27 protein-coding genes are annotated in these 26,912 nt (G+C 39.4%); 19 read left to right on the forward strand and 8 right to left on the reverse strand.

Annotated features, from left to right (window positions below):
* The first annotated feature begins 188 nt into the window (after positions 1–188).
* Both MHH64_RS01065 and MHH64_RS01070 read left to right on the forward strand, forming a co-directional pair.
* Positions 189–1,382: an MFS transporter gene (locus tag MHH64_RS01065; RefSeq protein WP_340002508.1), complete on the forward strand. Its 1,194-nt coding sequence runs from the start codon at positions 189–191 to the stop codon at positions 1,380–1,382.
* Positions 1,383–1,558: 176 nt separating this feature from the next.
* Complete coding sequence (locus MHH64_RS01070) at positions 1,559–2,278, forward strand: YebC/PmpR family DNA-binding transcriptional regulator (RefSeq protein ID WP_340002509.1); 720 nt, start codon at positions 1,559–1,561, stop codon at positions 2,276–2,278.
* Positions 2,279–2,336: 58 nt separating this feature from the next.
* On the opposite strand, the gene MHH64_RS01075 is transcribed toward MHH64_RS01070, so the two are convergent.
* The 3 genes from MHH64_RS01075 to MHH64_RS01085 form a co-directional block, all read right to left on the reverse strand.
* Positions 2,337–2,624 (reverse strand): RNA polymerase alpha subunit C-terminal domain-containing protein, encoded by a 288-nt coding sequence (locus MHH64_RS01075; RefSeq protein ID WP_095310489.1) that lies wholly within the window; start codon positions 2,622–2,624, stop codon positions 2,337–2,339.
* A gap of 76 nt (positions 2,625–2,700) precedes the next feature.
* Positions 2,701–3,417 (reverse strand): AAA family ATPase, encoded by a 717-nt coding sequence (locus MHH64_RS01080; protein WP_340002510.1) that lies wholly within the window; start codon positions 3,415–3,417, stop codon positions 2,701–2,703.
* Between the two features lie 25 nt (positions 3,418–3,442).
* Entirely contained in the window at positions 3,443–3,922 is a 480-nt protein-coding gene (locus MHH64_RS01085; RefSeq protein WP_118888362.1) for a GNAT family N-acetyltransferase, read from the reverse strand.
* A gap of 199 nt (positions 3,923–4,121) precedes the next feature.
* On the opposite strand from MHH64_RS01085, the gene MHH64_RS01090 reads away from it, so the two are divergent.
* From MHH64_RS01090 to MHH64_RS01110, 5 genes are all read left to right on the forward strand, one after another.
* On the forward strand, positions 4,122–4,346 hold the full coding sequence (locus tag MHH64_RS01090) for a DUF1659 domain-containing protein (protein ID WP_118888361.1): 225 nt from the start codon (positions 4,122–4,124) through the stop codon (positions 4,344–4,346).
* Between the two features lie 36 nt (positions 4,347–4,382).
* Positions 4,383–4,601, forward strand: coding sequence for a DUF2922 domain-containing protein (locus MHH64_RS01095; protein WP_118888360.1), 219 nt, complete (start codon positions 4,383–4,385; stop codon positions 4,599–4,601).
* Positions 4,602–4,675: 74 nt separating this feature from the next.
* Positions 4,676–4,840 carry a YvrJ family protein gene (locus tag MHH64_RS01100; RefSeq protein WP_095310480.1) on the forward strand — a complete coding sequence of 55 codons (165 nt, stop codon included), beginning with the start codon at positions 4,676–4,678 and terminating at the stop codon, positions 4,838–4,840.
* Between the two features lie 212 nt (positions 4,841–5,052).
* Positions 5,053–6,405, forward strand: coding sequence for a branched-chain amino acid transport system II carrier protein (brnQ, locus tag MHH64_RS01105; protein WP_095310478.1), 1,353 nt, complete (start codon positions 5,053–5,055; stop codon positions 6,403–6,405).
* A gap of 248 nt (positions 6,406–6,653) precedes the next feature.
* On the forward strand, positions 6,654–7,298 hold the full coding sequence (locus MHH64_RS01110) for a hypothetical protein (RefSeq protein ID WP_340002511.1): 645 nt from the start codon (positions 6,654–6,656) through the stop codon (positions 7,296–7,298).
* A gap of 61 nt (positions 7,299–7,359) precedes the next feature.
* Here the strand turns inward: MHH64_RS01110 and MHH64_RS01115 are convergent, their stop codons facing one another.
* Together MHH64_RS01115 and ggt are read right to left on the reverse strand one after the other, a co-directional pair.
* Entirely contained in the window at positions 7,360–8,970 is a 1,611-nt protein-coding gene (locus tag MHH64_RS01115) for an L-lactate permease (RefSeq protein ID WP_340002512.1), read from the reverse strand.
* Between the two features lie 33 nt (positions 8,971–9,003).
* On the reverse strand, positions 9,004–10,653 hold the full coding sequence (gene ggt, locus MHH64_RS01120) for a gamma-glutamyltransferase (protein WP_339315933.1): 1,650 nt from the start codon (positions 10,651–10,653) through the stop codon (positions 9,004–9,006).
* A gap of 520 nt (positions 10,654–11,173) precedes the next feature.
* Between ggt and MHH64_RS01125 the strand changes: the two genes are divergently transcribed.
* From MHH64_RS01125 to MHH64_RS01145, 5 genes are all read left to right on the forward strand, one after another.
* Positions 11,174–13,534, forward strand: coding sequence for a polyprenyl synthetase family protein (locus MHH64_RS01125; protein ID WP_340002513.1), 2,361 nt, complete (start codon positions 11,174–11,176; stop codon positions 13,532–13,534).
* 105 nt (positions 13,535–13,639) lie between these two features.
* Positions 13,640–14,491, forward strand: a complete 852-nt coding sequence (locus tag MHH64_RS01130) for a GNAT family N-acetyltransferase (RefSeq protein ID WP_095310468.1) — start codon at positions 13,640–13,642, stop codon at positions 14,489–14,491.
* Between the two features lie 66 nt (positions 14,492–14,557).
* Positions 14,558–15,157, forward strand: coding sequence for a class I SAM-dependent methyltransferase (locus MHH64_RS01135; RefSeq protein WP_340002514.1), 600 nt, complete (start codon positions 14,558–14,560; stop codon positions 15,155–15,157).
* Positions 15,158–15,163: 6 nt separating this feature from the next.
* Positions 15,164–15,703 carry a helicase gene (locus MHH64_RS01140; protein ID WP_340002515.1) on the forward strand — a complete coding sequence of 180 codons (540 nt, stop codon included), beginning with the start codon at positions 15,164–15,166 and terminating at the stop codon, positions 15,701–15,703.
* 220 nt (positions 15,704–15,923) lie between these two features.
* Complete coding sequence (locus tag MHH64_RS01145; RefSeq protein ID WP_095310462.1) at positions 15,924–16,136, forward strand: hypothetical protein; 213 nt, start codon at positions 15,924–15,926, stop codon at positions 16,134–16,136.
* A 177-nt stretch (positions 16,137–16,313) separates the two neighbouring features.
* Here MHH64_RS01145 and MHH64_RS01150 read toward each other — a convergent pair whose 3' ends face one another.
* The gene (locus MHH64_RS01150) at positions 16,314–17,048 is read right to left on the reverse strand and encodes a YqcI/YcgG family protein (protein WP_251660114.1); all 735 of its coding nucleotides are present in this window, start codon (positions 17,046–17,048) and stop codon (positions 16,314–16,316) included.
* Positions 17,049–17,229: 181 nt separating this feature from the next.
* On the opposite strand from MHH64_RS01150, the gene MHH64_RS01155 reads away from it, so the two are divergent.
* The 4 genes from MHH64_RS01155 to MHH64_RS01170 all read left to right on the forward strand — a co-directional run bounded on the left by MHH64_RS01155 (position 17,230) and on the right by MHH64_RS01170 (position 21,726).
* Complete coding sequence (locus tag MHH64_RS01155; protein WP_251660115.1) at positions 17,230–17,925, forward strand: response regulator transcription factor; 696 nt, start codon at positions 17,230–17,232, stop codon at positions 17,923–17,925.
* Positions 17,918–18,922, forward strand: coding sequence for a sensor histidine kinase (locus MHH64_RS01160; protein ID WP_118888353.1), 1,005 nt, complete (start codon positions 17,918–17,920; stop codon positions 18,920–18,922). The genes MHH64_RS01155 and MHH64_RS01160 overlap by 8 nt, the downstream gene beginning before the upstream one ends.
* 100 nt (positions 18,923–19,022) lie before the next feature.
* A complete protein-coding gene (locus tag MHH64_RS01165; RefSeq protein WP_095310454.1) occupies positions 19,023–19,784 on the forward strand; it encodes an ABC transporter ATP-binding protein in 762 nt (253 codons plus the stop codon).
* On the forward strand, positions 19,774–21,726 hold the full coding sequence (locus tag MHH64_RS01170) for an ABC transporter permease (protein ID WP_340002516.1): 1,953 nt from the start codon (positions 19,774–19,776) through the stop codon (positions 21,724–21,726). The genes MHH64_RS01165 and MHH64_RS01170 overlap by 11 nt, the downstream gene beginning before the upstream one ends.
* 339 nt (positions 21,727–22,065) lie before the next feature.
* Here the strand turns inward: MHH64_RS01170 and MHH64_RS01175 are convergent, their stop codons facing one another.
* Together MHH64_RS01175 and MHH64_RS01180 are read right to left on the reverse strand one after the other, a co-directional pair.
* Positions 22,066–22,320: a YesK family protein gene (locus tag MHH64_RS01175; RefSeq protein WP_095310450.1), complete on the reverse strand. Its 255-nt coding sequence runs from the start codon at positions 22,318–22,320 to the stop codon at positions 22,066–22,068.
* Between the two features lie 38 nt (positions 22,321–22,358).
* A complete protein-coding gene (locus MHH64_RS01180) occupies positions 22,359–22,904 on the reverse strand; it encodes a hypothetical protein (protein WP_340003244.1) in 546 nt (181 codons plus the stop codon).
* A gap of 228 nt (positions 22,905–23,132) precedes the next feature.
* Between MHH64_RS01180 and MHH64_RS01185 the strand changes: the two genes are divergently transcribed.
* The 3 genes from MHH64_RS01185 to MHH64_RS01195 all read left to right on the forward strand — a co-directional run bounded on the left by MHH64_RS01185 (position 23,133) and on the right by MHH64_RS01195 (position 26,833).
* The gene (locus tag MHH64_RS01185; protein WP_095310445.1) at positions 23,133–23,942 is read left to right on the forward strand and encodes a YitT family protein; all 810 of its coding nucleotides are present in this window, start codon (positions 23,133–23,135) and stop codon (positions 23,940–23,942) included.
* Between the two features lie 420 nt (positions 23,943–24,362).
* Entirely contained in the window at positions 24,363–26,114 is a 1,752-nt protein-coding gene (locus tag MHH64_RS01190; protein ID WP_251660119.1) for a sensor histidine kinase, read from the forward strand.
* Positions 26,102–26,833, forward strand: coding sequence for a LytTR family DNA-binding domain-containing protein (locus tag MHH64_RS01195; protein ID WP_340002517.1), 732 nt, complete (start codon positions 26,102–26,104; stop codon positions 26,831–26,833). The genes MHH64_RS01190 and MHH64_RS01195 overlap by 13 nt, the downstream gene beginning before the upstream one ends.
* The last annotated feature ends 79 nt before the right edge of the window (positions 26,834–26,912 follow it).

Here is a 26,912-nt window from a genome sequence, read left to right on the forward strand (position 1 = left end):
GCTTGGGAGGTCGAGATTTCGCGGATAAGAGCTTATTTGGAGTGCAATTATAGAGAAGCCGTTCAATACTAATTACAGCTATCCAGGAATTTCTTCCCCTATACGTATCATCCAATTTATGATATATTATTTAGTTATTCTAGATAACTATTTTTATGTACGGTGATATGATGAAAGGAGAAACAACATTGAAACAATCTAGACCAAAACTATGGACGAAGGACTTTACAATCACTTCTGTCGTTAACTTTTTCTTAACGCTTGTCTTTTATTTACTCGTCGTAACGATCGGGATTTATGCCGTAGATGCGTATCATGCTTCGACAAGCACGGCTGGGCTTATTACGGGCATGTTTATTATCGGCTCCTTAATTGGAAGATTATTTACTGGACGCTATATTGACTCTATTGGGAGTAAACGGACATTGATGATCGGACTTATCTTATGTATTGTCGCCACGTCCTTTTATTTCTTGAATTTGGGTATTAGCTTTCTATTAATTACGCGCCTTATACATGGAATTGTGGCAGGGATGGCTAGTACGGCAGCTGGAACTATAATTGCGGAAACCATCCCAACATCACGAAAAGCAGAAGGTATCGGCTATTTTAGTATGAGTGCAACATTGGCAACTGCCATTGGCCCGTTTATTGGCTTGCTCATGGTTCAACAAACAACCTTTCCGATCATTTTTGCTTTCTGTCTTGTACTAGGTATCATCAATATAGTTATTGCCTTATTCATGCAGGTAAATGAAGCACAGGAGGTGCACACACCAAGGGAAACAAAAGGCTTTAAAATCTCAAGCTTTGTTGCGCCAAAGGCATTGCCAATTGCTTGCATCACGCTCTTGATTGCTTTTTGCTATTCCAGTGTGCTCTCGTATATTAACTTTTACGCTATTGATATCAATCTTGTGGAAGCAGCTAGCTTCTTCTTCCTCGTTTATTCAATTGCTGTTTTAATATCACGCCCAATAACAGGGCGTTTAATGGATTTAAAAGGCGCAAATATTGTTATGTATCCTGCCCTTATCATTTTTGCTGGCGGGATGCTGCTTTTAAGTGTCGCTGCAAGCGGATTTACTCTATTGGTGGCAGGTGCACTAATTGGTCTTGGCTTTGGTAATTTGCAATCTGGTTCGCAGGCGATTGCCGTTAAATTAACTCCGCCACATCATATGGGGCTTGCAACATCAACCTTTTTTATTTTTCTGGACGCAGGACTTGGATTTGGTCCGTACTTGCTTGGTTTCATCATTCCATATACCGGCTACAGATCGCTGTATATCATCCTTGGCATCGTGATTCTTGCTATCATGGTTCTATATTATTTTCTGCATGGAAAAAAGGACCGATTAACCATGGAGAGCCACGCATAGCTTTTATGCAAATACTTATTTGTTAGACAACACAGTTAGTCACCGATCTCTTAGATAGCTGTCAATATTGCACCTATGCAGTTAAAAAACTTTTCTTATCTTGCAAAAAAAAGCTGGAAATCTAGCTTCTAAAGTTTTATAGTTTTATTTAGAGGTATAGAAAGTGAGTGGTCCAAATGGGACGTAAATGGAACAATATTAAGGAAAAGAAAGCATCAAAGGATAAGAATACAAGCCGGATCTATGCAAAATTCGGCAGGGAAATCTATGTTGCAGCCAAGCAGGGCGAACCAGATCCTGAATCCAATCAAGCTTTAAAAGTAGTGCTCGAGCGAGCAAAAACATATAGCGTACCAAGGCATATTATCGATCGCGCCATTGAAAAGGCAAAAGGCGGTTCGGAAGAGAACTACGACGAAAATCGTTATGAAGGCTTCGGGCCGAACGGATCAATGGTCATCGTTGATACGCTAACCAACAATGTTAACCGCACCGCGTCCGAAGTACGTGCTGCGTTTGGTAAAAATGGCGGAAATATGGGTGTAAGCGGATCTGTTGCTTATATGTTTGATCATGCAGCTGTCTTCGGTGTGGAAGGAAAAACAGAGGATGACGTGCTTGAACTATTGATGGAAGCAGATGTTGACGTCCGTGATATCGCTGAAGAAGATGGATCTGTGATTGTTTACACGGAGCCAGATCAGTTCCATGCAGCACAGGAAGCATTTAAATCTATTGGCATTACCGAATTCACGATTGCAGAGCTAACGATGCTCGCTCAAAATGATGTAGAGCTTTCTGCAGCAGATTTTGAGCAATTTGAGCAGATGATTGATGCGTTAGAGGATTTAGAGGACGTGCAAAACGTTTATCATAATGTGGATTTAGGTGAATAAATTGTAAGAGGCGAGCCTATTTATAGGATTGCCTCTTTTTTTCCATGGACTAATATCATTACTTACTTTTAAATGATAAACCTTCCATTTCCAAAGCCGCTCTCAACTTTGGCAAGGAAGCTGGCCCCATCCCATGAAGCTTTAAAATCTCTTTCTCCGTAAAATTTGATAGCTGTTGTACGGTTGTTATTCCTTCATGTTCTAATGCGCGTCGTGCAGGCGATGAAAGCAATGATAAAAATCCTGCTTTGGGCTTTCGTTCCTGTTCACAAACCGGGCATGTTGGGCAGTCACTGCTTTTATAATATGTATGCCCATTTGGACAAGTTCTCTCTGTAGTTGCCATTTCCGTTTTCTCCTCCTCTCTAATTTCCTTCTTCATTATACTGATTAATCTCATCAAGCATTTATTCCTATATCAATCAGGAATCACGAAAAATCTCCCGCAAAAGCTTTTTTCGATGTTGTAAAAAATAGCTTGTTATTTGGTAATGTTCGGTCATCTCATAATCAATCTCTTGAATTTTCTCATCATCAAAACTTAAGATAACAGCATTTGGATACCCTAAAAGAATCGGAGAATGTGTAGCAATAATAAACTGGCTATCACCAGCCACTTCTAAATCATGGAGAATTCGTAAAAGTGAGAGCTGGCGCTGAGGCGATAAAGCAGCCTCTGGCTCATCCAATAAATAGATAGCATTCCCCTTAAACCGATTTAGAAAAAGCGAAAAAAACGACCCTCCATGCGATTGATGATGCAAGGATCGCCCGCCATATGCACCTTGGGCACCTACAGAATCAATATGTGTAGCAAAATTATAAAAAGACTCAGCCCGCAAAAAGAAGCCGTTTGTGGCTTTCGGCATCCAAGAAAGGCGAATATAGTCCCCTAGTGCCGATTCAGAAGCAGGTACATCATAATAATTATTCCTGCCACCACCCGCCGTATTAAAGCCGGCCTTATCAGCAATCGCCTCTAGCAACGTGGATTTCCCTGTCCCATTCTCTCCAACAAAAAAGGTTACCTTGTTCGTTAAATCCAATTGACCGAGATTTTTAATAGCTGGAATCGAAAACGGATAGGTATGAAAAGGTGGGATACGATCACCTTGAAGTTCAATTCGTTTTAAAAACATGTTATCACCTGTAACCTTATTATTTTTACGATAATTCCTTTATATACCAAACTTCCATTGCATTATGTTCCGAGCCTTCCAGTGCTTTTTCAAGCTTCTGAAAGCCTAATTTGCTGTATAGGGCATTAGCTGCTTCAAGTTCCTTCAATGTTTCTAAGTAACAGTATGTATAGTGCTCTTTTGCGTAGTCGATTGCTACCCTCATTAGCTCCTTCGACAGACCCCTCCCTTGAGCAATAGGAGCGATGTACAGCTTTTGCAACTCGCAAATCTCCTTTTTCTGTCCAAATGGTGCAATACCCACACCGCCTATGACTTCATCCAGTTCATTCACCGCAACCCAATACTTAGCATGTGCTTGTTCTTTGTAAAATTGCGCCAGACTGCTCAGCTGGGGGTCAAAATAGGCTGTTCCTGGGATATCTAAGTTAAATGACTCCAATGAACGTTTAATAATTTGCTCCATTTTCTGATTATCCTTTTCTTCCATTTCACGAATCCGCATAGTTTTTTATTCTCCCTATTTTTTATCTCTTAGTGTAAACACGAGGATTTTTAATTCATTTTAACACAGAAGCTTCCACGTTATTACCCATTCTCTTTTTGAAAGCAGTAATCCCTCTTTTATACTTTTATAAAAAAATAAAAGCTCACCCCCTAATCTCATTTTCCTTCGATTGTAGTTGTGAATGGAGGTGAGAAACATGGCAATTGCAAATCTAACAAAGTCTTCCCTGCAGCTTGTGCTTCAAGATGGGATTGATTCTGAGTCCGGATCACCTATCTTTAAGAACAAAAGCTTTAACAATGTCAAAACAAGTGCAACAGCAGAGCAATTACTTACTGTTGCAACAGCTTTTGTAAGCTTGCAGGAGCGCCCATTGTACACGATTAACCGTCGTGATACAACAGACATTCGTGAAGGGTAAGTTGTGAAAAAATCTATTCAGAAAGGAGTGTAGATCATGCGCCGATTAGAGCTGAAATTTACCAATCAGGACGGAAAAATTGTTACGTACACATTGGATAAGCCAGTTGAACCAGTTGATCCTGCTGCTATTAATGCAGCAATGGATACAATCATCGAACAAAATGCCTTCACATCGAGCGGCGGCGATTTAGTTGCTAAGCATAGTGCACGTATTTCAGAAAGCACGGTCGAAGAAATCGACTTAGGGCAATAATCTTGTGAATATGACCAGTGGCAAATCACTGGTCATATTCCTATTTCAAAAGCTCATAAAAGGAGGAAATAATTATGGACGCGTGGATAGCTTTTCTGACCGAAGTTGGATTCCCGGTTGCCGTTACGTTTTATTTACTGCACCGAATCGAGGGAAAGCTGAATCAGCTGATAGCATCGATTCATGCACTGCCAGAGAAAATGGACGAACGAAAAGCCTATTACAAAGATCGAGCATAATAGACGTACTCTCAGCGTACCTTGTTCAATTTAAAAGGCACGCTGAGAACTATTTATGGATGCGGAAAGGCGATTGGCAGCATAGCAATAAAGGCAGATAACTAAAGGAAACGATCTTAAAACGTGTGAACATTCCGTTCCTTTTATTGCTATAGCGAATCAATAAAAATGGTGTTAAAATAAATGTTATTCATCTAGAAGGGACATCAAGTATGCAACAAAAAATATCATTTTCTACCTATTCTATCATCGGCACGATGCTGTTTGGAATGTTCTTTGGTGCAGGGAATTTAATTTTCCCAATCCAGATGGGCCAGCTTGCTGGCACGAATTTCTGGCCGGCATTAATTGGATTTCTTATAACCGCAATCGGTCTTCCATTTATAGGGATTTTAGCATTTGGTTTATCCGGGAGCAACGGATTACGACAGTTAACCAGTCGAGTCCATCCACTATTTGGTGTTGTCTTCTCCGTGGCACTTTACTTAACCATTGGGCCATTTTTTGCTATTCCAAGAACAGCGACGGTACCTTTTGTGGTTGGTTTTGAGCCATATATAAATCCAGCACATGGCAGTTTATATCTAGGGCTCTTTAGCTTTTTATTTTTTGCGATTGTCTATTATTTCTCGTTGAATCCAGCAAAAATTATCGACTATATCGGAAAATATTTAACTCCTGCATTTTTAGTGTTTTTATTCATCTTAATCTCCATTGCTATCGTCAAACCAATGGGACCATTCGCTATGCCAATTGGCGACTATAGCGGTTTAGCTTTTATAACAGGATTTAAAGAGGGCTATAACACGATGGATGCTCTTGCATCACTTGCGTTTGGTATTGTTGTCATTCACGCAATTAAGGGACGAGGTATCACCAATCCAAAGGAAATTGCAAAGGTCACATGGAAATCAGGTCTTTTTGCCATGGCATTAATGATGCTGATTTATGGACTTATTACGTATATGGGGGCTTCGAGCGTATCGGCCATCGGTACATATGATAATGGCGGTTTAATCTTTGCCGCAGTGGCTCAGCATTATTTCGGATCATTCGGGACCATTCTATTGGCTATTATTATCGTACTAGCTTGTTTAAAAACGAGCATTGGACTTATTACTGCCTGCAGCGAGTTTTTTAATCAACTATATCCAAAAATCAGTTATAAATTATTCGTTCTGGTACTATGTCTAATGTCATTTTTCATTGCCAACTTTGGTCTAACGAATATTATTCAATATGCGGTGCCTGTATTAATGCTGCTGTATCCTTTAGCGATTGTTCTGATTATCTTAACCCTTTGTTCTTCACTATTCGGCCATAAGCAACGTGTTTACGCAACTGCATTGTTCCTTACTTTTTGCGTTAGTCTTTTGGACGGCTACAGCACGTTAGTCGATAGTTTGCCAAGCGCGTCTTTCAATTTGTTCGAATCCATTAAAATGTTCTATATGGATTATTTACCACTTTACGATATTGGGCTTGGCTGGATTTTACCAGCTATAGTTGGTGCCCTTATTGGGCTTCTATGGCCAACAAACTCTAAAGAAACTGCTGTTCATTAATGCTAATTGGATACCAGTTTAGAAGACTACTAAGCTGGTATCCACCTCCTATTCTAAGGAAAAAACTCATTTACATATAACTTAGCCTATAATACTGTTGTGAACTGATCTACCGTTTTAAAAAATCAGAAATTCGTCCTTCACTATCTGGCTATTTTCTTCCATACATTTTATAAATCAAATTGATTTTTTCCTGCAAATCGTATTTACTTAAATTAACGATATCGAATGGAGGAATGTTTTCAATTATGGGGTTACTACTCAACTATCAATGGGAAATCTTTATTGCATTAGAAATTATATCCGTGTTATCGCTTCTCATCTTTGGTGTTGTCCGCTATTTTTTCAACAAACAAAAACGTAGCCTGCTCTTTCTCCTACTGTTTATCATTCTATTAATTTTAGAAGCTCTCTTAGGTTTGATGATATACCAAGAAACTGGAGAGATTTCTACCTTTTTAATTATCATTACTGTGTTTGTTCTCTATGCATGTACATTTGGAATCTTTGATTTTATGAAGCTTGATCGCTGGATGCGACAAAAAATTGGCAATTGGCGAGGGGTACAGCTGCTCACAGAAAAAGATATTCGTATCATGGACAGACAAAAGGACCCGAAATATATTGCTAAAAAATATCGCCGGAGTTCTACTGTTCACTTAATCATATTTGCCAGTCTTCAATCAGCATTTTGGATTTATGGAACAGGGGGAACTAGTGAATTACTAGACTATCTGAAAGACTTATCTTGGATTGGAACAGAGAATGTTGCCGAGACACCGTATGCAAATGATACGATTTATAGGATTTCGATGATTTGGGGACTTATTTTTATTATCGATTTTATTTGGTCATGGTCGTATACCATTTTTCCAGCTAGCAAGAAGAATTGAGATCTCTTTAAAACTTAAAATCATCGATGAAGCCTCCCTGCTTCACCGATGATTTCTCTGTTTATCCTCCTAGAAAATGCAAGAATACACTCACAGCAGATACGCCTACACCTGCAAACAGTGCGAAGATAAGCGTAATCTTATATACTTCAGATTCTCTTCCTTGCGCGTTCGCAGTACTTGTTCCTAATACAATATTGGCTGGTGCAATGACATTACCAATTGCTCCACCTGTTGACTGACCAGCGATAACGAGTGGCAGGGATAACCCTTCCATCGAATTTACAACAGATCCATGTAATGGCGAGAACAGCACATTGGATGACGTATTCGATGATGTCATAAATGCACCAATTATCCCAATGACATTTGCTAATCCTGCATAAACAGCTGGTGGTGATATATCCGCAATTCCCAGGGCAAGTACGTTTGTCTGTCCTGAATTTTCCATAATCATGGTCATCGTTAAAAATCCAGTTATTGCTAGTGATGCCCCCAGAGCGTTATCCTTTAAGCCAGAAAATACATTCTTGGTCGTGTTTTTATGATGTAATCCCAAATGCTTGTACCAGAAGTAGGCAAAGATAACCGACACAAGTAAATAGAATCCTGGATGTGTAAGTGGAGCGATAGGAGAATACGCTTCTTCAGCCTCCATTTCAAAACCATACCCGGTTTCTACTGCCGAAAAGGGCGGTCCAAATTGAAATTGATCGAAAAAGCTTTGAATTGGTCCGATTCCAAGAAACACAATACTAACTACTGACAGTACATAATATGGCATAAATGCTTGGTGTAATGAGATATCCGGCTTCTCTTCCGATTTTGAATCCGTTTCTTCAAGAATGTCTGTTAACTCTTCCGTCTCTGATTTTTCTCTGTATTTCTTTCGTTTGGAAAGCATGAATAAAGCACCAAACGCTAAAATTGCTGGGATAAACGTACTCAGCTCCGCGTTAAAGATTAACATAGCAAGTTGTCCTCCACCATGAATAAGTGAAATAATTACGACAGCTAGAAAACCTTCTTTTACGCCTTTCCATTTAGCGAATAACCAACAAATCATGAATCCACCGATTATATTCGGTATCCATAATAGGATTCCGGAATATAGAAGTGTTAATGTCGTATCTTCAATCTGTACGGCATTAATTGTGGCAATCCAGCCTACACCGAGTGTTCCAAACATATTCGCCCATGAGTGTCCAATTAACGGGATGACAATAGCGGCAACAGGTTTAACACCTAACCCTACTAAAAGCGGTGCTACAACTGCTATCGGGACACCGAACCCCGCTACACCTTGAAGAAATGAAGCAAACACCCAACCAAACGCTAATACAAGAAACAAGTAATTTTGACTATGGTTTTGTACCTCTTCCCGAATGACTTTAAACGAGCCGGATTCATCCGTAACATGGTAGAGCAATAAAGCAAACCATACAACGAGAAGGATAAAGAATGCTTCCCAAAGCCCTTTGCCAAATCCAACTGCTAAATTATCCAATGGTGCTTCAAACATAAAGTAGCCTAGTAATGTCGCTACACCCATTGCGACCCACCCAGAGGTGCCGCCTGACCACTTAAAGACAACTAACATTAGCAAAAGCAGAACTAATGGTGTGATAGCTAATAGCCAATGCATTAAATCAACTGGTAAATTATTTTCCATCATTTATTCCTCCAACACAATTGTTTATCAAGCTTACCAGCACAGGGCAATTCCATCCCCACGCGGGTCCGCTCCAGCACTATATACTCCTCTTTCATGATCTATAATAATTCCTTGTGCATGGCCCATTGTCTGGGAATAATCCTCTACGATTTCAACTGTATGCCCACGTCTACGTAAGTCATTAATGATTTCATCTGGAACTCTTCCTTCCAGCTTGAGCGTGGAACTATCTTCACCCCATGTTCTGCCATACAACCAGCGTGGTGCTTCAATTGCCTGCTGCATGTTATACCCAAAATCGATAACTTTTGTAAGCATGGCACATTGGGTTTGGGGCTGCCCTTCTCCCCCCATCGCTCCAAACAGCATAAATGGCTTGCCGTCCTTCAATGCCATCCCGGGAATGATCGTATGGAACGTACGCTTATTCGGCTCTAACGTATTGGGATGATTTTCATCCAAACTGAAATGGGATCCCCGATTCTGTAAAAAGAAGCCACACCCTTCTGGCATAAATCCGGAGCCAAATTCGTGGAAAATGCTTTGGATAAGAGAAATACTGTTTCCTTCTTTATCAACGACGCTAAGATAAGCTGTATCACGTCCGTCGTCAACCTCTGGAAGCTCTTCTAATTCTTCTTCTCGATATACGTCATCCCACGAAAAATGGTCATAAACCTCTGATGAAAAAGATTTAGATAGGAGCTCATCATAAGGAAGATCAATCGTTTCCAGATCCGTAACCCATTTATCCCGAAAACGAAATTTTAGCTTAGCGGTTTCAGCTAGAAGGTGATAATATTCTGGAGTACCATCTTGAATCGAGGTCATATCGTTTTTCTCTAACATATTTAACATCATTAATACAGCAATACCCTGTGTATTCGGTTTTACTTGATAGATTTCAAATCCTCTATAACTTGTCGATAATGGACGTTCCCATTCGAGGCTATGCTCTTTGAAATCTTCTTTTACTAGAAGGCCACCATGTTTCTCCATTGAAGCAATTATCTTATCGGTAATTTCTCCATTATAAAAGGCATCTCTTCCCGATTGAGCAATTTGGTTGAAGGACCAAGCTAAATCAGGCTGAACAAGCAGTTCTCCTGCTAGAATAGGACGATCATTTTTAAAAAATACCTGTTTTGTAGTAGCATGGTCGCTTAATAATTCAGCTTTTTCCTGAATAAAGTTACTTACTTTATCCGTGATTGGAAAGCCGCTTTCAGCATAATGAACCGCATCCTCAAACAAAACTTCCCACTTTAGCCTTCCATATTGCTGATGTAGTTCCCACCAAGCATCGACAGTTCCTGGAATGGTGTTCGCAGCTAAGGGGCCGCGCTCTGGAATCTCCCGGAGCTCTTTTTGTTTGTAAGCCTCTCGATTTACATAGCTGCCGGATTTACCGCTGCCGTGCATGGACTTTACTTCTTTTTCATCCTGATCCCAGATTAGTGCGAATAAATCGCCTCCTAAGCCTGCCATATGCGGAATAACGACACAAAGTACAGCATTAACAGCAATTGCTGCCTCTACAGCATGACCACCTTGATCTAGGATTCTTTTCCCAGTTTGTGTAGCTAGATAGTGGGGTGATGTTACGGCTCCGTTCATCCCCTCAGCTACTGGCCTTCCAGTCTCCAAAAACGAGTAATTTTTCCCTTTCTGAAGTCCCAAAAAAATACCTCCCGTATAATTAATTTGCTTTCCCTGTACCTTTTCCCCCAATCGCTTTACCTAAAAACGTTAAATTTAAGGACTTTAGTTTTATTTAGCAGTTATTTGGGAGTACTTTAGTGGAGGCGGGATCGCTTCCCTAGAGAGTGTGATCGTGTTATATTGACGATACCTAAATTAAAAACTCTCCATACAAGGATGAATCTTTTTTCACAACTAGCACGTATTTAAACCGTGTTATCGTTAAGAGCACATGACAAACCACTTCAGATTGTCAAAAATTGCAATCCCAAAACAAAAAGTCAATGGTTATATGATTAGCGTTTCAATTTATATTAGCTCTATTTTGTTATTATTAATTAGGATTCACTACCAAATAGAGTGCATCTTTCTAATATAGGGAGCTGTTGATTTTTCCAATATAGGAATTTCATCATAGGGATCGTAAACCAGCGTAGAATAATTTAGTATGGATTAAATTTTATATAGAAAAAATCAGGAATTCGAGGTAAGTAAACATATGAATGAAAAAACAATCATCAACGCGGACAACGCTTATCATAAAGCAGAGCAAAGCGCCGAAGCGTACTTTAAATCCTTATCTGGACAGCATGCTGACCAATCGTATGTCCAGGCATTAATAAAGGACTTGGAATTATGGAAACCACAGCATGTTCAACGTCGCTCTTTCATTTCAACTTTAACAAATAAAAAACAGCTCGATGATTACAAATTTATCCAATCATTGAAGTTGACTGGTAAATTGGATCCGTATTTGAAACGAAGCATTTCCTATATCTTCATGCGGGACATGGGGCATGCACTAGATTATCCGGCTACACAAAGACGGATCGGCCGTATTGTCGGGCGTTTAAAAGAGCAGCTTACCAGGAAGCAAGCAGGTCAAGAAGACATGTTTAGTATGGCAAGATTGTACCGCATGGCTGAGAAAAATGGGATTGAATCAACATTTATTTGGGTAACGGAAAAGCTAAACATGGTTACTGAAAATATACCAGCGGGCATGGATGCCGAAGAAGCACAGCGTAAATTAATTAAGATAATTGCTGGATTAGTAATGCAGGCAATAGAGGAAATGGGAGATGACATTGATCCCGAAGAAAAGTCCGCCAAGCTCGAGCAAGCAATTCGACTAGGTTATGCCTACGGTCTCACCTATCCATTTATTGATGATTTACTCGATTCCAATGTATTGTCTGCTGAAGAGAAAAATCGCTATTCAGAGATGATCCGAATCACACTCGTTACAGGGGTTGTCCCCCCGTTAGGTAAATGGACTGGAGAAAACGGGAAGCATATGCGTTTTATACATTCTGAACTGAAAGCCGCGTTTGAGTTGATTCACGAAAGCCTGCCTGCCGAGGACTGGGAGGCTTTTCTCGAACAGGCATATGTTTTTTATCAATCACAGGAGGTAGAACGTGTAAAGGATTTAAGAAATGAAACGTATACAAATGAAGAACTATACATTCCCGTTATTTTAAAGTCGTCGGCATCACGGCTCATCGTTCGTTCGATTATTGATGCTTCTGAGGATGAGGGGATTGATCAGCGGACATTTTACTATGGGATATACAACCAGCTTGCAGATGATTTTACTGATATGGCAGATGACCGGCAAGGCGGGAGAGTAACACCGTACACCTATTACCTTGAGCATTATGAGAAGCGCAAGGATCTGATTAATCCGTTTGAGCTTTATTGGACTGTTATCGCCAACTTCATTCACAACGTGTACGATTCCGATCCGCAGGCGCGTGAAGTAATCCTATCCCGGGCAATCAATAGTTTGAAGCGATTTAAAGCGAAAAAAGGAGAGCAAAAATATGAGCAAGTGATGGGGCTCCTTTTCTCCGGAATTCCCGCGTTACAAGAAACCGTCGATGATCTCGTGCAGCACGCAACAGACGTGGATTTTTTTGATAAATTAATTCGTGATCGTATGATTCGCAACCTAAGACAGGATCGCGAGGAAAGGGACGTTTTTGTCACTCAGGCAAAAAAGGTAAGAGAGGATTTAAATGCAACCCTGCCGATTTCTCAGTCAGAAGAAAATGTTCTCCTTGACGAGTCAATCATGGAAGCAGCAAATTATAGCCTAGGCAGCACCGGAAAACGGCTTCGCCCGATTATTACGTGGTTCATGGGCGTGGAGGAATATGGCTTGGATAAGAAAGCAATCCAACCACTGCTAAAATCACTGGAATATATGCATACAGCCTCCTTGATTTATGATGATCTGCCAGCTCAAGATAACGCAGATTTTCGTAGAGGAAACCCGACCTTACACCGAACATATACAACAGCTACCGCAGAGTTATCTGGTCTTTATTTAACACAACAAGCAGTGGCAGAGCAGGCATCTCTTCAAAGTTTTGATGCCAAATCCGTCCTCCAGCTCATTCACTATTCGGCAAATGTGACGGTTGACATGTGCCGGGGACAGGCGATGGATTTGCAGACAAAGGGAGAGCATTTAACACTCGAGCAATTGAATGAGATGTGCTTTTATAAAACCGGGCTAGGATTTGAGGCTGCTCTTATGATGCCTGCAATTCTAGCAGGTGCAAATGAATCTGAAAAGCATGCATTGAAACAATTCGCACGTCATGCAGGAATTGCCTTCCAGATTAAGGACGACTTGCTCGATGTGGAGGGCGATCCATCCGAACTTGGTAAATCACCATTTAGAGATGAAAAAAATAACAATTCCACGTTCGTCTCCGTTCTCGGGATAGAGGCAGCGAAAAAAGAAATGTGGGAGCATTATTGTTTAGCAATGGAGACCTTGCAAGTATTAAAGCATAATAATCCGTTTTTAAAACATGTGTTGAATTATTTTGTGCACCGTGGGTATTGAAAGCACGAAATAGATTCTGTTACCTAGCGCGAACGTTGAAAATGACTAGCAAATTCAAGGAGGTTTGTTAGTCATTTTTTTAACCAAATAACTCGGAGGTGCCAAATGAATTATAAAAGATGTTCAGAAGTAGATAAACCATTGATTCATCAAGCATTTTTAAGTGGTTACGCAGACTATGCCATTCCAATGAATATAACACTTGAACCGTTCTTTGAAAGATTCTTTGGATCTGAGGGAAATACGTTAGAAGACTCCTTTATTGCCTTTCAAAATAATGAACCTGTTGGATTAATACTTGGCGGTATCAGAACTTTTGATAGGTTCAAAAACTTACGTTGTGGTACCCTATGTGTAACACCAGAATATCGTGGAGAAGGTGTGAGTCAAGCATTATTCCACTTGTTTGTTCAGAATGGAATCAATCAGCAATGTGACCGATTAAGTTTAGAAGTACTATCAGATAACGACCGTGCTATCCGCTTTTATGAGAAACAAGGATATAAAAAGTACCATACAATCAGCTATTTCAGTAAATCAGTGGATGATAATCAATTGAAACATACGATAGTGGAACATATAACGATTAAAGAGGTTGATCTATCCGTAGCAGAAGGGGTGAGAAAGGCTATTTTATCGACCCATATTAACTGGCAAAATGAAGCGGATTATTTTATGCAGGATTATACTGCTCACTGTTTTACTGCTTACCTTGCCGATCAGATAATAGGAACTTTGGTCATTACAGAGACAGGTAAAATTTATTTTTTATATGTAAGTGAAGATGAAAGGGAAAAAGGAATTGCCCGTAATCTTTTAGCACATGCAATAAACGAACGAAACCTGAAAAAGCTGACGATCAGTATGCCTAACAATATTGATATGGCTGAATTTCTTAGAAAGCTAGGGTTTATGAAGGCAAATATAGAACAGTATGAAATGTATAAGATGGTTTAAATTAATTTATACCGTTTCTATAATAATGAATACTAACATTAATTTTTAATAATAAGGGAGCAGCCTATGGAAAATAACATTTTTGAACAGCTGGCAAAAAAATATGATACAGAAGAAAGAATGGAATTAGCTAACGTGATCGTGAAGGAAGTAAAAGCCGAAATACAAAATAGCAAATCAAAATCTTTACTTGACTATGGAAGCGGCACTGGCCTAATCGGCTTAGAATTATCGGATTTAGTAGATTCTGCTTTGTTAGTGGATTCATCTGAGCAAATGCTGAAGGTTGCACAGTCTAAAATCACACACAGAGGAATTACCAATGCCAACGTACTTTACTCCGATTTCACAAAAGAAATTCCTGAACTGAAGGCAGATATTATTTTAATGTCATTGGTACTTCTTCATATTCCGGATACGAAGAAAATTTTACAAGCATTGTTCCATATTTTAAATGATGGTGGAAAGTTAGTTATTATTGATTTTGATAAAAATGATAAAATCAGTCACCCGAAAGTTCATAATGGTTTTTCACATGCGGAGCTAAAGGAGATATTAGCTGAAGTTGGATTTAAATCAAGTGATGTGAAAACCTTCTATCACGGAAAGCAGATTTTTATGAAGCAAGATGCTTCCATGTTTATTTCGAGTAGTATGAAGGAGTGAACGCAAATGCAAATATACCCCGACTGCCCCGTCATTACTAGGACAATAGAGGTTGGCGGGCTAACGAAATCACAGCTTATTCAAAAATTGCAACAACATTCTATCATGATGAATGAGTATGGAGAAAAACTATTATTGAATAATAAGGTCACTACATCAGAAACAAAATACTGCTTAAAGATCGTTGAACTAACGGTTAGGGACCTTGGCTTTCCCGATGGGGCTACAATGCCACAGATTTTTAAACAAGCAGGCGAACTTGGCTTGGAGTTATGTCCACTTGAACTGGGACCTCACCTAAGACTAAAGCATCTAGATCAAACTGAAGGTAATTCAGAAAATCTCTCACCCCAGCATCAAGCTCCTTCTGGCTCCATCACAATAGCATCCGAAGTAATAAGTGAAGACGATGATTTTCCTAAAGGCTTTTACCTCAGAAAAATTAACGGCGTGTTGTGGCTACGCGGGTATATTGCGGATCAACTGCACGTTTGGAATCCGGATGTTCACTTTGTCTTTTGCCAAACACAAAAAGCTGGCACTTAAATTTAACTGGTCTTTAATTCTGTTTCAAGAAAAGCCTCCTTATGGGGAATGAAACATTTATGCTAATTGAATTAACGAAAATACTTAGTGTCAAATTTCAGGGGGTATTGAATATTCAAAAGCATTTTTTTGAGTAGGTGGCTTAAAAAGGGCTTCAACTAGTACAAGAGTTTAAACTGCTAGAACAAATTGATTTTATTTATCAAAATGGGGTGATGTAGTGGGATTTTATTATTTTATCATTCTTTCTATAGGCGTTTGCCTTATTTCAGGAGCTGCTTTACAAGCATTTAAGCATCTTTCACTCTCAAATAAATGGGTGATATTTTTAGGCTCTACTGGTGTTCTATTAATTGGTTTATCAGTCTTTTTATTTACACCAGGCAGCTCTGATATTATTGCTGATATCCTGAGATTGACTAACTATCCGTGATGAGGATAGTTGAGGTGAAACAGAAATGATACTTAAACAAAATATATTATTTATATAAGGAGATGATTCCTTGGTTAGTGCATTGGAAGCAATGCTTTCAGCCCTTCAAAAAAGGGTCGAAAGCATTTTTTGTTCATAGCAATTTATTTATACGCGCTGAAATCTCATGAGATCATTTTAGGCTTGTGATTTATGATGGAATGGACATTTTCCTTGGATTGGTTCTATATCATCTCCAATAAAAAACTGCTTCCATTCGTTATGAGTCAGGTCGCCAAAGTGCCCGATATCAGGGTGTTTAGGCAGATCATCCCAAGCTTCTACACGATCACGAACTTTTTCACGAGACATCATACCGGCTTTTTCGGTTCCTTCCAATCCTTCAAAAATTTTGCGAGGCTGAAATCCAAGCACCATTGCGTTTCCGAGATCTCGTGTTTTCCTCTTCTTATATGCTGGCGCATTTCCAAATGCAAAAATGGGCTCACCATTAAAATGAAAATCCCATAAATGATGGTCTGGATCACGAGGAGCCTGTGCTGGCCATTCCACTTCATCTGCTTCATGCAAATATTGCAGAATCTCCCAAAATTGCTTGCGGTAATCCTCTAGATTGCCCTCTTGCTCAAAAGGCTCAACAAATACAAAAAGTCCGTGCCTTTTATAGTTCGGTGATTGAAACAGCTGTAGAAAGTTTTCAATTGCAGACGGTAAATTACTCCAGTCGTTTTGGCTTATAAAAGCATAGCGGAGCTCGCCCTTCAATTCGGCTCTCATCCCAAAAAAACAAGGAAATGTTTTATCTGTGACCGTGTTATGAAAAGTTACATATTCTTGATGGAGCCAACTCGGCAGGTCTGTTCTGTTATAAAAATCCTCTTTTGTTAATAACACTTTTTCCTTTGTAGTCATTGTTCGCCTCCACTGATATATTCATATTTCCCTTATACCCCTTTTACCCTTCTTGTCTTTTCTAAAAACGATTTTCGCCAAATACTAGTTCTTGAAAACATATATTCCAAAACCCTAGCAGCCCCCTCCTTTTTTAAGGTACAATTATAATAGAATGCAATATAGAAATGTGGTGGCTTCCTTGTTTAAAATTATGCTTGTTGAAGACGATGCTTCCTTATTTAATGAAATAAAAGAACGCTTATCCCAATGGTCGTATGGCGTGTACGGTGTTCAAGATTTCAATCATGTGATTCAGGAATTCACAGAAGTGAAGCCTGATCTAGTCATTATTGATATCCAATTGCCGAAATTCGATGGGTTTCATTGGTGTCGCATGATTCGCTCACATTCCAATGTCCCGATTATCTTCCTGTCCTCACGTGACCATCCGACAGACATGGTGATGTCCATGCAGCTTGGTGCAGATGACTTTGTTCAAAAGCCGTTTCATTTCGATGTGCTCATCGCTAAGATTCAAGCAATTCTTCGGCGTGTGTACAATTACAATAATGAACAAACGGAATTGCGAACATGGTGCGGCGCAACAGTTGATTATACGAAAAATACCGTCAGCAACCATCTAGGAAGCCTTGAATTAACGAAAAATGAAATGTATATTTTGAACGTTTTAATCGAGCAAAAAAATCAAATTGTTAGCCGCGAAGAACTCATTAAACGTTTATGGGATGATGAGCGTTTTGTCAGTGATAACACATTAACCGTTAATGTGAATCGGCTACGTAAACGCTTGGGAGAACTAGGGTTGGGGAGTTTTATTGAAACAAAGGTTGGACAGGGCTATATCGCGATAGAAGAGGCGTATCCGCATGATTAGAAAATATATGATTGAAAGACGCAGCTGGATCATCCTCTTTCTAGCCTTGCAAGCCCTCTTCCTGCTAATTGCTTACCTTGACGCATCCATCCCCTTTCAATCGATTTTGTACATTGTTTTTTTGAGCTGCATTATTTTCATTCTCTTTTTGATGGTTCGTTTTCAAAAAGAGACAACCTTTTATAAGGAATTAGAAGCGTTGGGCGATGACTTTGATTTAATAAGTTTAAAAGATGCGAGAACACCGTTTGAAAAAATAACAAATACACAACTAACCGATCAAGCCCAGTACTACAAAAAATCGTTATCGGATCTTCTTATCAGTGTGGAGCAGGAAAAAGATGATCTCTTAGGCTGGATTCATGAAGTGAAAACGCCCTTAACGACCATGCAATTAATGATGGATCGCATGGAAGATGAACGGTTAAAGGCACAATTAAATAATGAATGGTTACGAATCCATCTCTTGCTCGATCAGCAGCTCCATCAGCGACGCATCCCTTTTATTAAAAACGATCTATATATCGAGGTCACTGCCTTAGAGGCGCTCCTTTACAAAGAAATAAAGGATTTAAAATCATGGTGTATGCAAAAAGGAATCGGGTTTGATATTTCTTTACAGAATCCAGAGGTTCTAACCGATGCAAAATGGCTTTCGTTTATGGTCAGACAGCTGTTAACGAATGCTGTCAAGTACAGCGAGAACTCGGACATCCTCATTTCAAGCTATCTAGAAGCAGGCCAAATTAAGTTAGTGATTCAAGATGCAGGACGGGGAATCGACCCGAGAGACCTCCCGCGTATTTTTGACAAAGGCTTTACATCAACGACAAGTCACCAGGACAATGCTGCAACTGGTATGGGACTTTATTTGACCAAAAAGGCAGCTGCATCTTTAGCAATCGAGATTGATGTACAATCAACTCTTGGAGAAGGCACGACCTTCACCTTAACCTTTCCAAAAAAGAATACATTTGTACAACTCACAAGCATGTGACAAAATTGTCATATGCTTCTTCTTTTTGTTCGGTAAATCGAAGGAAAAGGCTATAGGAATCGATTAAGCTAATACTAACGAATAAATCGGGAGTGAGAACATGCATATATTACAAGCAACTAAAATCCATAAAAGCTATGGAAATAAGTTTAATAAACAAGAAGTGTTAAAAGGCATCGATATGACCGTGGAAAAGGGTGAATTCGTTAGTATTATGGGGGCATCCGGTTCGGGAAAAACGACCTTGCTCAATGTATTATCTTCCATCGACGAAGTCAGTCAAGGGTCGATTAAAATAGAGAACACTGATTTTACACGCATGCGTGAAAAACAATTAGCCGAATTTCGGAAGCAGCATTTAGGGTTTATTTTTCAGGAGTATAATTTACTCGATACGTTGACCGTTAAGGAAAATATTCTATTGCCATTATCTATTAAGAAGACACCTAAAAAAGAGGCAGATCAAAAATTCCGTGCACTCGCTGCAGAACTTGGGATTGCCGATTTAAAAGATAAGTATCCAAATGAAATCTCTGGTGGACAAAAACAGCGTACATCGGCAGCTCGTGCATTCATTCATGAGCCGAGCATCATATTCGCAGATGAACCAACAGGAGCTCTCGATTCCAAAGCAGCTTCTGATTTATTAAATAAATTAAGTGACTTGAACGAAAAGCTGCGATCAACGATTATTATGGTAACGCATGATCCGGTTGCTGCAAGCTATTCTTCCAGAGTGATTTTTATCAAGGATGGTCAAATTTATACCCAATTAAATAAGGGAGAGGAAACAAGACAAACCTTTTTCAAAGATATTATGAAAACACAAGGCGTATTAGGCGGGGTTCATCATGAGCATTAATCATCTCATCTACCGTAACCTGAAAAAGAATTTGAAGAATTATTATCTCTACGTCTTTGCCTTAATCTTTAGTGTCGCGCTTTATTTCGCATTTGTTACCTTACAGTTTGACCCGGCAATGGATGCAGCAGAAGGGTCGATAAAAGGAGCTGCCGGAATTCGAACAGCATCCATCGTTCTTGTTGGTATTGTTACGATCTTTTTGTTATATGCAAATACAATCTTTATTAAACGGCGCAGCAAAGAAATTGGATTATTTCAATTGATTGGGATGACAAAAGGTAAAATCTTCCAAATACTTACACTTGAAAATCTCATCTTATACTTCGGGTCACTTGTCATCGGAACTTTTATCGGTTTTGCAGCTTCGAAATTTATTATGATGATTTTGTTGAACGTTATTGGTATCGAACAGGTAGCCACCTTACGTTTTTCGACGGAGGCCATGATCCAAACATTACTTGTTTTTACAGCGATTTATTTTTGCATTATGATTATGAACTTACTATTTATTAAAAGACAGAGCATCCTATCCTTATTCCGTGTTCGCTCATCGACTGAAGCAAGGGCTAAGAAAATGTCCATCCTTCAAATGATTATCGGCGTTATCGGAATTGGACTTATTATTACCGGCTACTTTGTCTCAACAAAACTATTTGGTGGCGACTTTGTCACATTTCCCCAATTAGTTATAGCAATGGTGAGCATTCTGGCTTCTGTCATTATTGGGACGTATTTATTTTATAAAGGGAGCGTTAGCTTTATCTTTCATCTCATTCGAAAAAGCAAGGGCGGCTATTTAAATCTGAATGATGTCTTATCCCTTTCATCGATTATGTTCCGTATGAAGTCGAATGCATTGCTATTAACCATCATCACCACTGTATCAGCGCTTGCGATTGGATTATTATGTCTCAGTTATATTTCCTATTATTCAGCAGAAAAATTAGCGGAACAAAATGTACCGGCGCATTTTTCGATTGCAACTACAGAAGAGGCAGAGACATTTAAAGCTTTACTAAACAAGGAAGATATTGCGTATGAAGAAACAAATATAGATGTTGTTCAAGTTGATTTGGATGTTTCACAAATCATGGAGACGGATTTCAGTGAGTCAGAAATGGTAGCCAATCCAGATAAAATGCTATTACCTGTAGTAAGTGAAGAGGCGGTAGAAGGTATAGATGTGTCTTCCCAAGAGCTCATCCTTACTGGATATAGCGGAGTTCTCGAACAGTTTATTTCATTGAAAGAATCTGGTGAAGTAGCGTTCGTCACCCCAAACGGAGAGATTAAGCAAAACTTTCTAGGCTTACGTGAAGGGACCATCCTTCCCTATAATTTCACTGGTGGCGGATTACCAACCGCTATTGTTGACAGCACCATATTCGAAAAGTTAGTGCAGGACATGGATCCAGAGATTCAAAATCAGCCGCCAATCTATATTGGAATCAATATCGAAGACCAATCAGATTTAGCACAGGCAGATGAAATCTTCCAATCACTCGAATTACAGGATGAGGGTTCGAATCTTTCCCAGCTTGCGTCATTACAAAATCAAAAAAGTACAATGGGGCTCGTTATGTTTATCGTTGGATTTCTAGGCTTAGCCTTTCTTATTACGTCTGGCTGTATTTTATACTTCAAACAGATGGATGAGAGTGAAGAAGAAAAGGCTAATTATACAATTTTAAGGAAACTAGGATTTACACAAGGTGATTTATTACGTGGTATATGGCGAAAACAGCTTTTTAACTTTGGTATCCCATTAGTAATTGGATTGTGCCATAGCTATTTCGCAGTCAAATCTGGTTGGTTCCTTTTCGGTACAGAATTGTGGACACCAATGATTATCGTCATGATCATTTACACAGCATTGTATTCTATTTTTGGCATATTGTCCGTGTTGTATTATAAAAGAGTCATTAGAGAATCACTCTAGAGGGACAGCATTGCTACCCTTGTTCCTTGTCCCTACTAGGCCAACCTAAAAAATATATAAAAGTGGGTGTACTATGGAAGAATTCTTTTTCATCGTTGCAATGCTCTCATTTGCTGGTGCTATAATCATACTCATCACAAGCATTTTAAATAATGGTATAAAGGGTATTTTTAGTACAGGTCGAAAATCATCTAAATGGATGACCATCCTATTTAGTCTGTATATGATATGTTTTATTACTTACCTCTCTATTTCTAAATAATACGAATGGCAGTGAACCTCTTTACAGGCTTCACTGCTTTTCAATTACAAATTGTACGATGATTAATAATACGACCATTATTTGCTTAGAAGATATCGAAACCCGATCATTAGGAAAACAATAATCGAAGCTAAATAAAGAGACACACTGATAAAGCCTAGCCCCATCCCTTCCCATCCTCCAAACATCAAGCTGATCACAACGAGTACGACACTTAAAATATTGATTATAATCGGAACTAGCAGTTTTTTCGCTTTAAAAAGGAATGCAATGACCAAAATGACAATTATGAAAACAAGTGTCAATATAATGAAACCACGAAAACCTTCCATCTCTTCCCCCTCCTATGCGGACAAAAGCAACACACGACTTACTTCCATACCTTTGCATACTTCCTCTGATACTTTACATCATCCTCTTGATTGATTAGCTCAAGCGCCTTCTCTTTTATCATCTCATCCTGTACGTGTTCATACAAATTCCGCATCGCCTGAATAATATCGAAGCGAACTAATGTATAGTTTTTCTCCCCCTCACACATCGTAAACCGCTCCATAAAGTGATTCATGACGAGCGCTTTCTGTTCTTCGCCAGCTAAGCCTACTTTCCAGATTGCTTGCAAACTGTGTCGTGCTGTAACTGTTTTTGGGTCCTTCGTCATCTGCCATAGCTTCGAAAAATCGGTTAATATCCGCTTTTCTGGATCACTTATAGCAAGCCCTGCTAAAAGCTGCGCATATCTCGAACGTGTATGATTATCGGATGAAGTTAGTCCTGCTACCAGTTCATCCCACACTTCATAAGCCCAATCTACCTCAACCTCTGTAGCGGCAAGAAGTTGCATAAATGCTTCATATTGAACTTGCTTATCTTCATTATTTAAATTGGTAAAATACGTTTGAATCGTGCTGTGCATTTGAATCCTCCATTTCAAAAACAATCTCCTTAACTCAAATCTTACCACACTCCAAGAGTGCCTTCTAGAATCGGTTTAAAGAATAAATTCATGATTTCGTAACAAAAAGCGAAAACTAAGTTAAAAAAGTGCTGACAACGGGTGTGTTTTCAGATAAGATGTTGTGGTGGTTTAAAACGGTCGTCCATCACCAAGAATTCACATCATATATTTAGGAGGTTCCAATAAATGAAGAAAAATATAATGGTAATCGCTGGGTCCCTGCTTGTGGCAATAGCCTTTAACTTTTTCCTAGTTCCATTTGAAATTTTGAGCAGCGGCGTTAGTGGAATTGCTATTTTACTTGGATTGCTCACCCCATTTGATACAGGAGTATTTAATCTTGTTTTGAATATCCCAATTCTTATTCTTGGCTACTATAAGCTCGGTAAGGAAATTACAATAAATACGCTCGTTTGTGTTGTAACACTATCCATCTTCTTATATGTATTACCCGTCATAAGTCTGACAGACAATATTTTACTATCTGCCATTTTCGGAGGTGTGCTTGGCGGTATTGGGATTGGTGTCGTTATGAAATTCTCCGCAACGTCCGGAGGATTCGATATTATCGCAATGATTATTTCACGCACCAGTAATTTCAGTGTAGGATTACTGCTTACTGGAATGAATGGCGTTATTGTGCTTTTTTCTGGCATGATTTTCAATTGGAACATTGCATTATATACACTGCTTTCGATTTATTTAACCGGTAGAATGATTGATAAAATTCACACGAGTCATATTAAATTAACAATGCAGATTGTCACAACAAAGGGCGAGGCGATACGCAAGGAATTACTGAAATCCATTTACCGAGGCATTACGATTACGGATGGGTATGGTGGCTACACCAATGAATCAAAGCAAATTTTGATGATGGTTGTTACCCGCTATGAAACATTAAAAATTAAAGAGATTGTTCGATCTCATGATGAAAAGGCCTTTATTAATGTGTTTGAAACTGTTGAGATTGATGGTGAGTTTGCGAGGAATTGATCAGGTCTTTGGAGATGCAAGGTTAAACAAATCGCCCACTGAGTGAGACGAACCGTTGTACTAGCATCATCATATCGCATAAAATAACGAAATGCTCATCCGAAAGCAAAGGGTTCAGTTTTATAAGGCGGTTTCTTTGCTGATTTCTTCCGGAGCCTTCATGCACTGCTGACAGTAGATTAGAAATCTTGGCATTCACCATGCTTTTAGGTGAATGCCTTTTTATGTTGCCTTCCCGATTCCCTTAAAATTATAGGCTTTTAACCATATGGGAAGTGAGAGCATGCGCACCTAAGAAAAATTGGAATGCAACCCCAAAATGTATCTTATTCCCCAATTTTCAAACATATCCGAACCTGTTATACTTATTGAAAACCCTTACCTATTCACTTGATTTCAATTGTAAAAAGGAGGCTTTCGATGTTCGAATTATTGGTGACATTGGTAGAACGCGTGGGAATTATTGTAACAATCGCCTTTATTTTAACGAGATTTCACTTTTTCCGGAACATGTTTTATCAAGATCAGCTTAATCGGAAGCAGCAGCTTACCGCCATTATTTTCTTTGGATCCTTTGGGATTATTGGTACATATACAGGATTGAGCTTAAGCACAGAAAGCCTCCAATTTAACCGCTGGGCAACCGATTTGACGACCGAAGAAGCACTTGCCAACTCAAGAGTGATCGGCATTGTGATTGCCGGCCTGCTCGGTGGTCCTAAGGTCGGTATTGGCGCAGGGCTTATTGCTGGTCTGCATCGATTTACATTAGGTGGTTTCACAGCCATTGCTTGTGGAATAGCTACCATCATTGCAGGCATTCTAGCAAGTCTGTTTCATAAGAAAAACAAGCGTATAAAGCTGCGTAGTGCCTTCTTAATTGGGGCATTAGCAGAGACAATCCAAATGCTTATCATTGTCCTCGTCGCACGTCCTGTGGAGCAAGCGTGGGCTTTAGTAAATATCATCGGTGTTCCGATGATTGTAGCGAATGGAATGGGCACGGTCCTTGTTCTTTTAGTAATCAAAAGTGTCCTCCGTGAAGAAGAAAAGGCAAGCGCCATGCAAGCCCAAAAAACATTACGAATTGCCGATATGACGCTTGCACATCTGCAAAGCGGGCTCCATATTAATTCCGCGGATGCAGTGTGCCGTATTATTCATAACGAACTAAAAACAAGTGCCGTTTCCATAACGAATAAAACCGAAATACTTGCACATGTTGGTCTTGGACATGATCATCATCAAAAAGAAAAGCCAATCCAGACGCAGATTACACTCGATGCCATTAAGCGCGGTGAAATTCTTATTGCCAACCCAGATTCGATTCATTGCTCGGTAGAAGGCTGTCCTCTTGGAGCAGCCGTTATCGCACCCTTAAAGCAGCGCGGTGAAACAATTGGCACATTAAAATTTTACTTCCAGTCTGAAAATGATCTGACGAATGTGAATATCGAACTTATCAAAGGCCTGAGTTCGATGATGAGTCACCAGCTTGAAGTGGCACACGCAGACAGGGCATATCAGCTAGCAAAAGATGCCGAAATAAAAGCGTTGCAAGCACAAATCAGCCCGCATTTTCTATTCAATACATTAAACACGATTGTTTCATTGATTCGCCTTAACCCAGCTAAAGCACGGAAAATGCTTGTTTCGTTATCGCATTTCCTCCGGCAAAATTTATCCGCTACAACACAGGAAGTAACTACACTGGAGCAAGAATTGAAGCACGTGAAAGCCTATTTAGCATTAAATAAAGAGCGGTTTTACGATAAATTAAATGTGAACTATACGATCGAAAAGGATATCCTTTCGCACCATATTCCACCGCTCACGCTTCAGCCAATCGTTGAGAATGCGATCACCCATGGATTTAAAGATAAGGAAAGTAATTGTAACCTGGAAATCGTGATGAAGAAGCAACGAGAAGTTATTTATATTAGCATCGAGGATAATGGAAAAGGAATGAGTAAAGCGGCAGCAGCCAAGATACATCAAGCACCAATTGATTCTGAAACTGGAAGCGGCCTAGCACTTTATAATGTTAATCGAAGGCTGAGTATGATGTTTGGACAGCATGCATCACTTCATGTAACAAGCAGTATCGAGAGCGGTACGAAAATTCATTTCACTCTACCGTATGAGGAGGTTAGGAAACAGTGGATCAGTTAATCCGAGCACTCGTCGTTGATGATGAGCCTCACAACCGAAAGGAATTAAAGCATTTATTAGGTAACTTTCCCCACCTTCAAGTTATCGAAGAAGCGGAATCACGGGAAACAGCTATTATGAAGACGATTCAGCATCAGCCAGATGTCGTCTTTCTTGATGTGGAAATGCCAAAAATGAGTGGAATGGAAACAGCAAAAGCAATCAAGGAACTTAAAAAAGCACCATTGGTTGTCTTTGCTACCGCATATCCACAGTTTGCTGCCGAGGCGTTTCGCTATAATGCGGTGGATTATTTGCTTAAGCCTTATGATGAAGAGCAATTACAGGAGACAATCGAACGGATTGAAAAAAAACTCGGAGCAACAATTGAAGCAGATACAGGAAAACAGGCCGGAAAACTTGCTGTAGAAGCAGACGGAGATATCTTTTATGTTGAACCCGAGGATATTTTATATATGTCGAGAAGCGATAAACGAACCAAGCTCGTTACCAAGAGCGGCGAATTTGAAACAAAGATTGCCCTTAAAGACTTAGAAACTAGACTTCTAACGTATGGTTTCTTTCGAATTCATAAAAGCTTCTTAGTCAATTTAGAGTATATCACACGACTTACCCCATGGTTTAACGGTGCATACCACTTACAATTAGAAGGAAGTGACGATACGTTATCTGTAAGTAGAAATTATGTAAAAGCATTACGTAGTCGACTGGAAATCTAACAACTTGCATCTTAATCCAGTCAGCTGACATGATAATTCGAAATGATTACCTTTTACGCCCAATTCTCCCCTACTGTCC

Origin of the sequence: Oceanobacillus sp. FSL K6-0127 (assembly GCF_037983385.1) — a bacterium.
Lineage (GTDB): Bacteria > Bacillota > Bacilli > Bacillales > Amphibacillaceae > Oceanobacillus > Oceanobacillus profundus.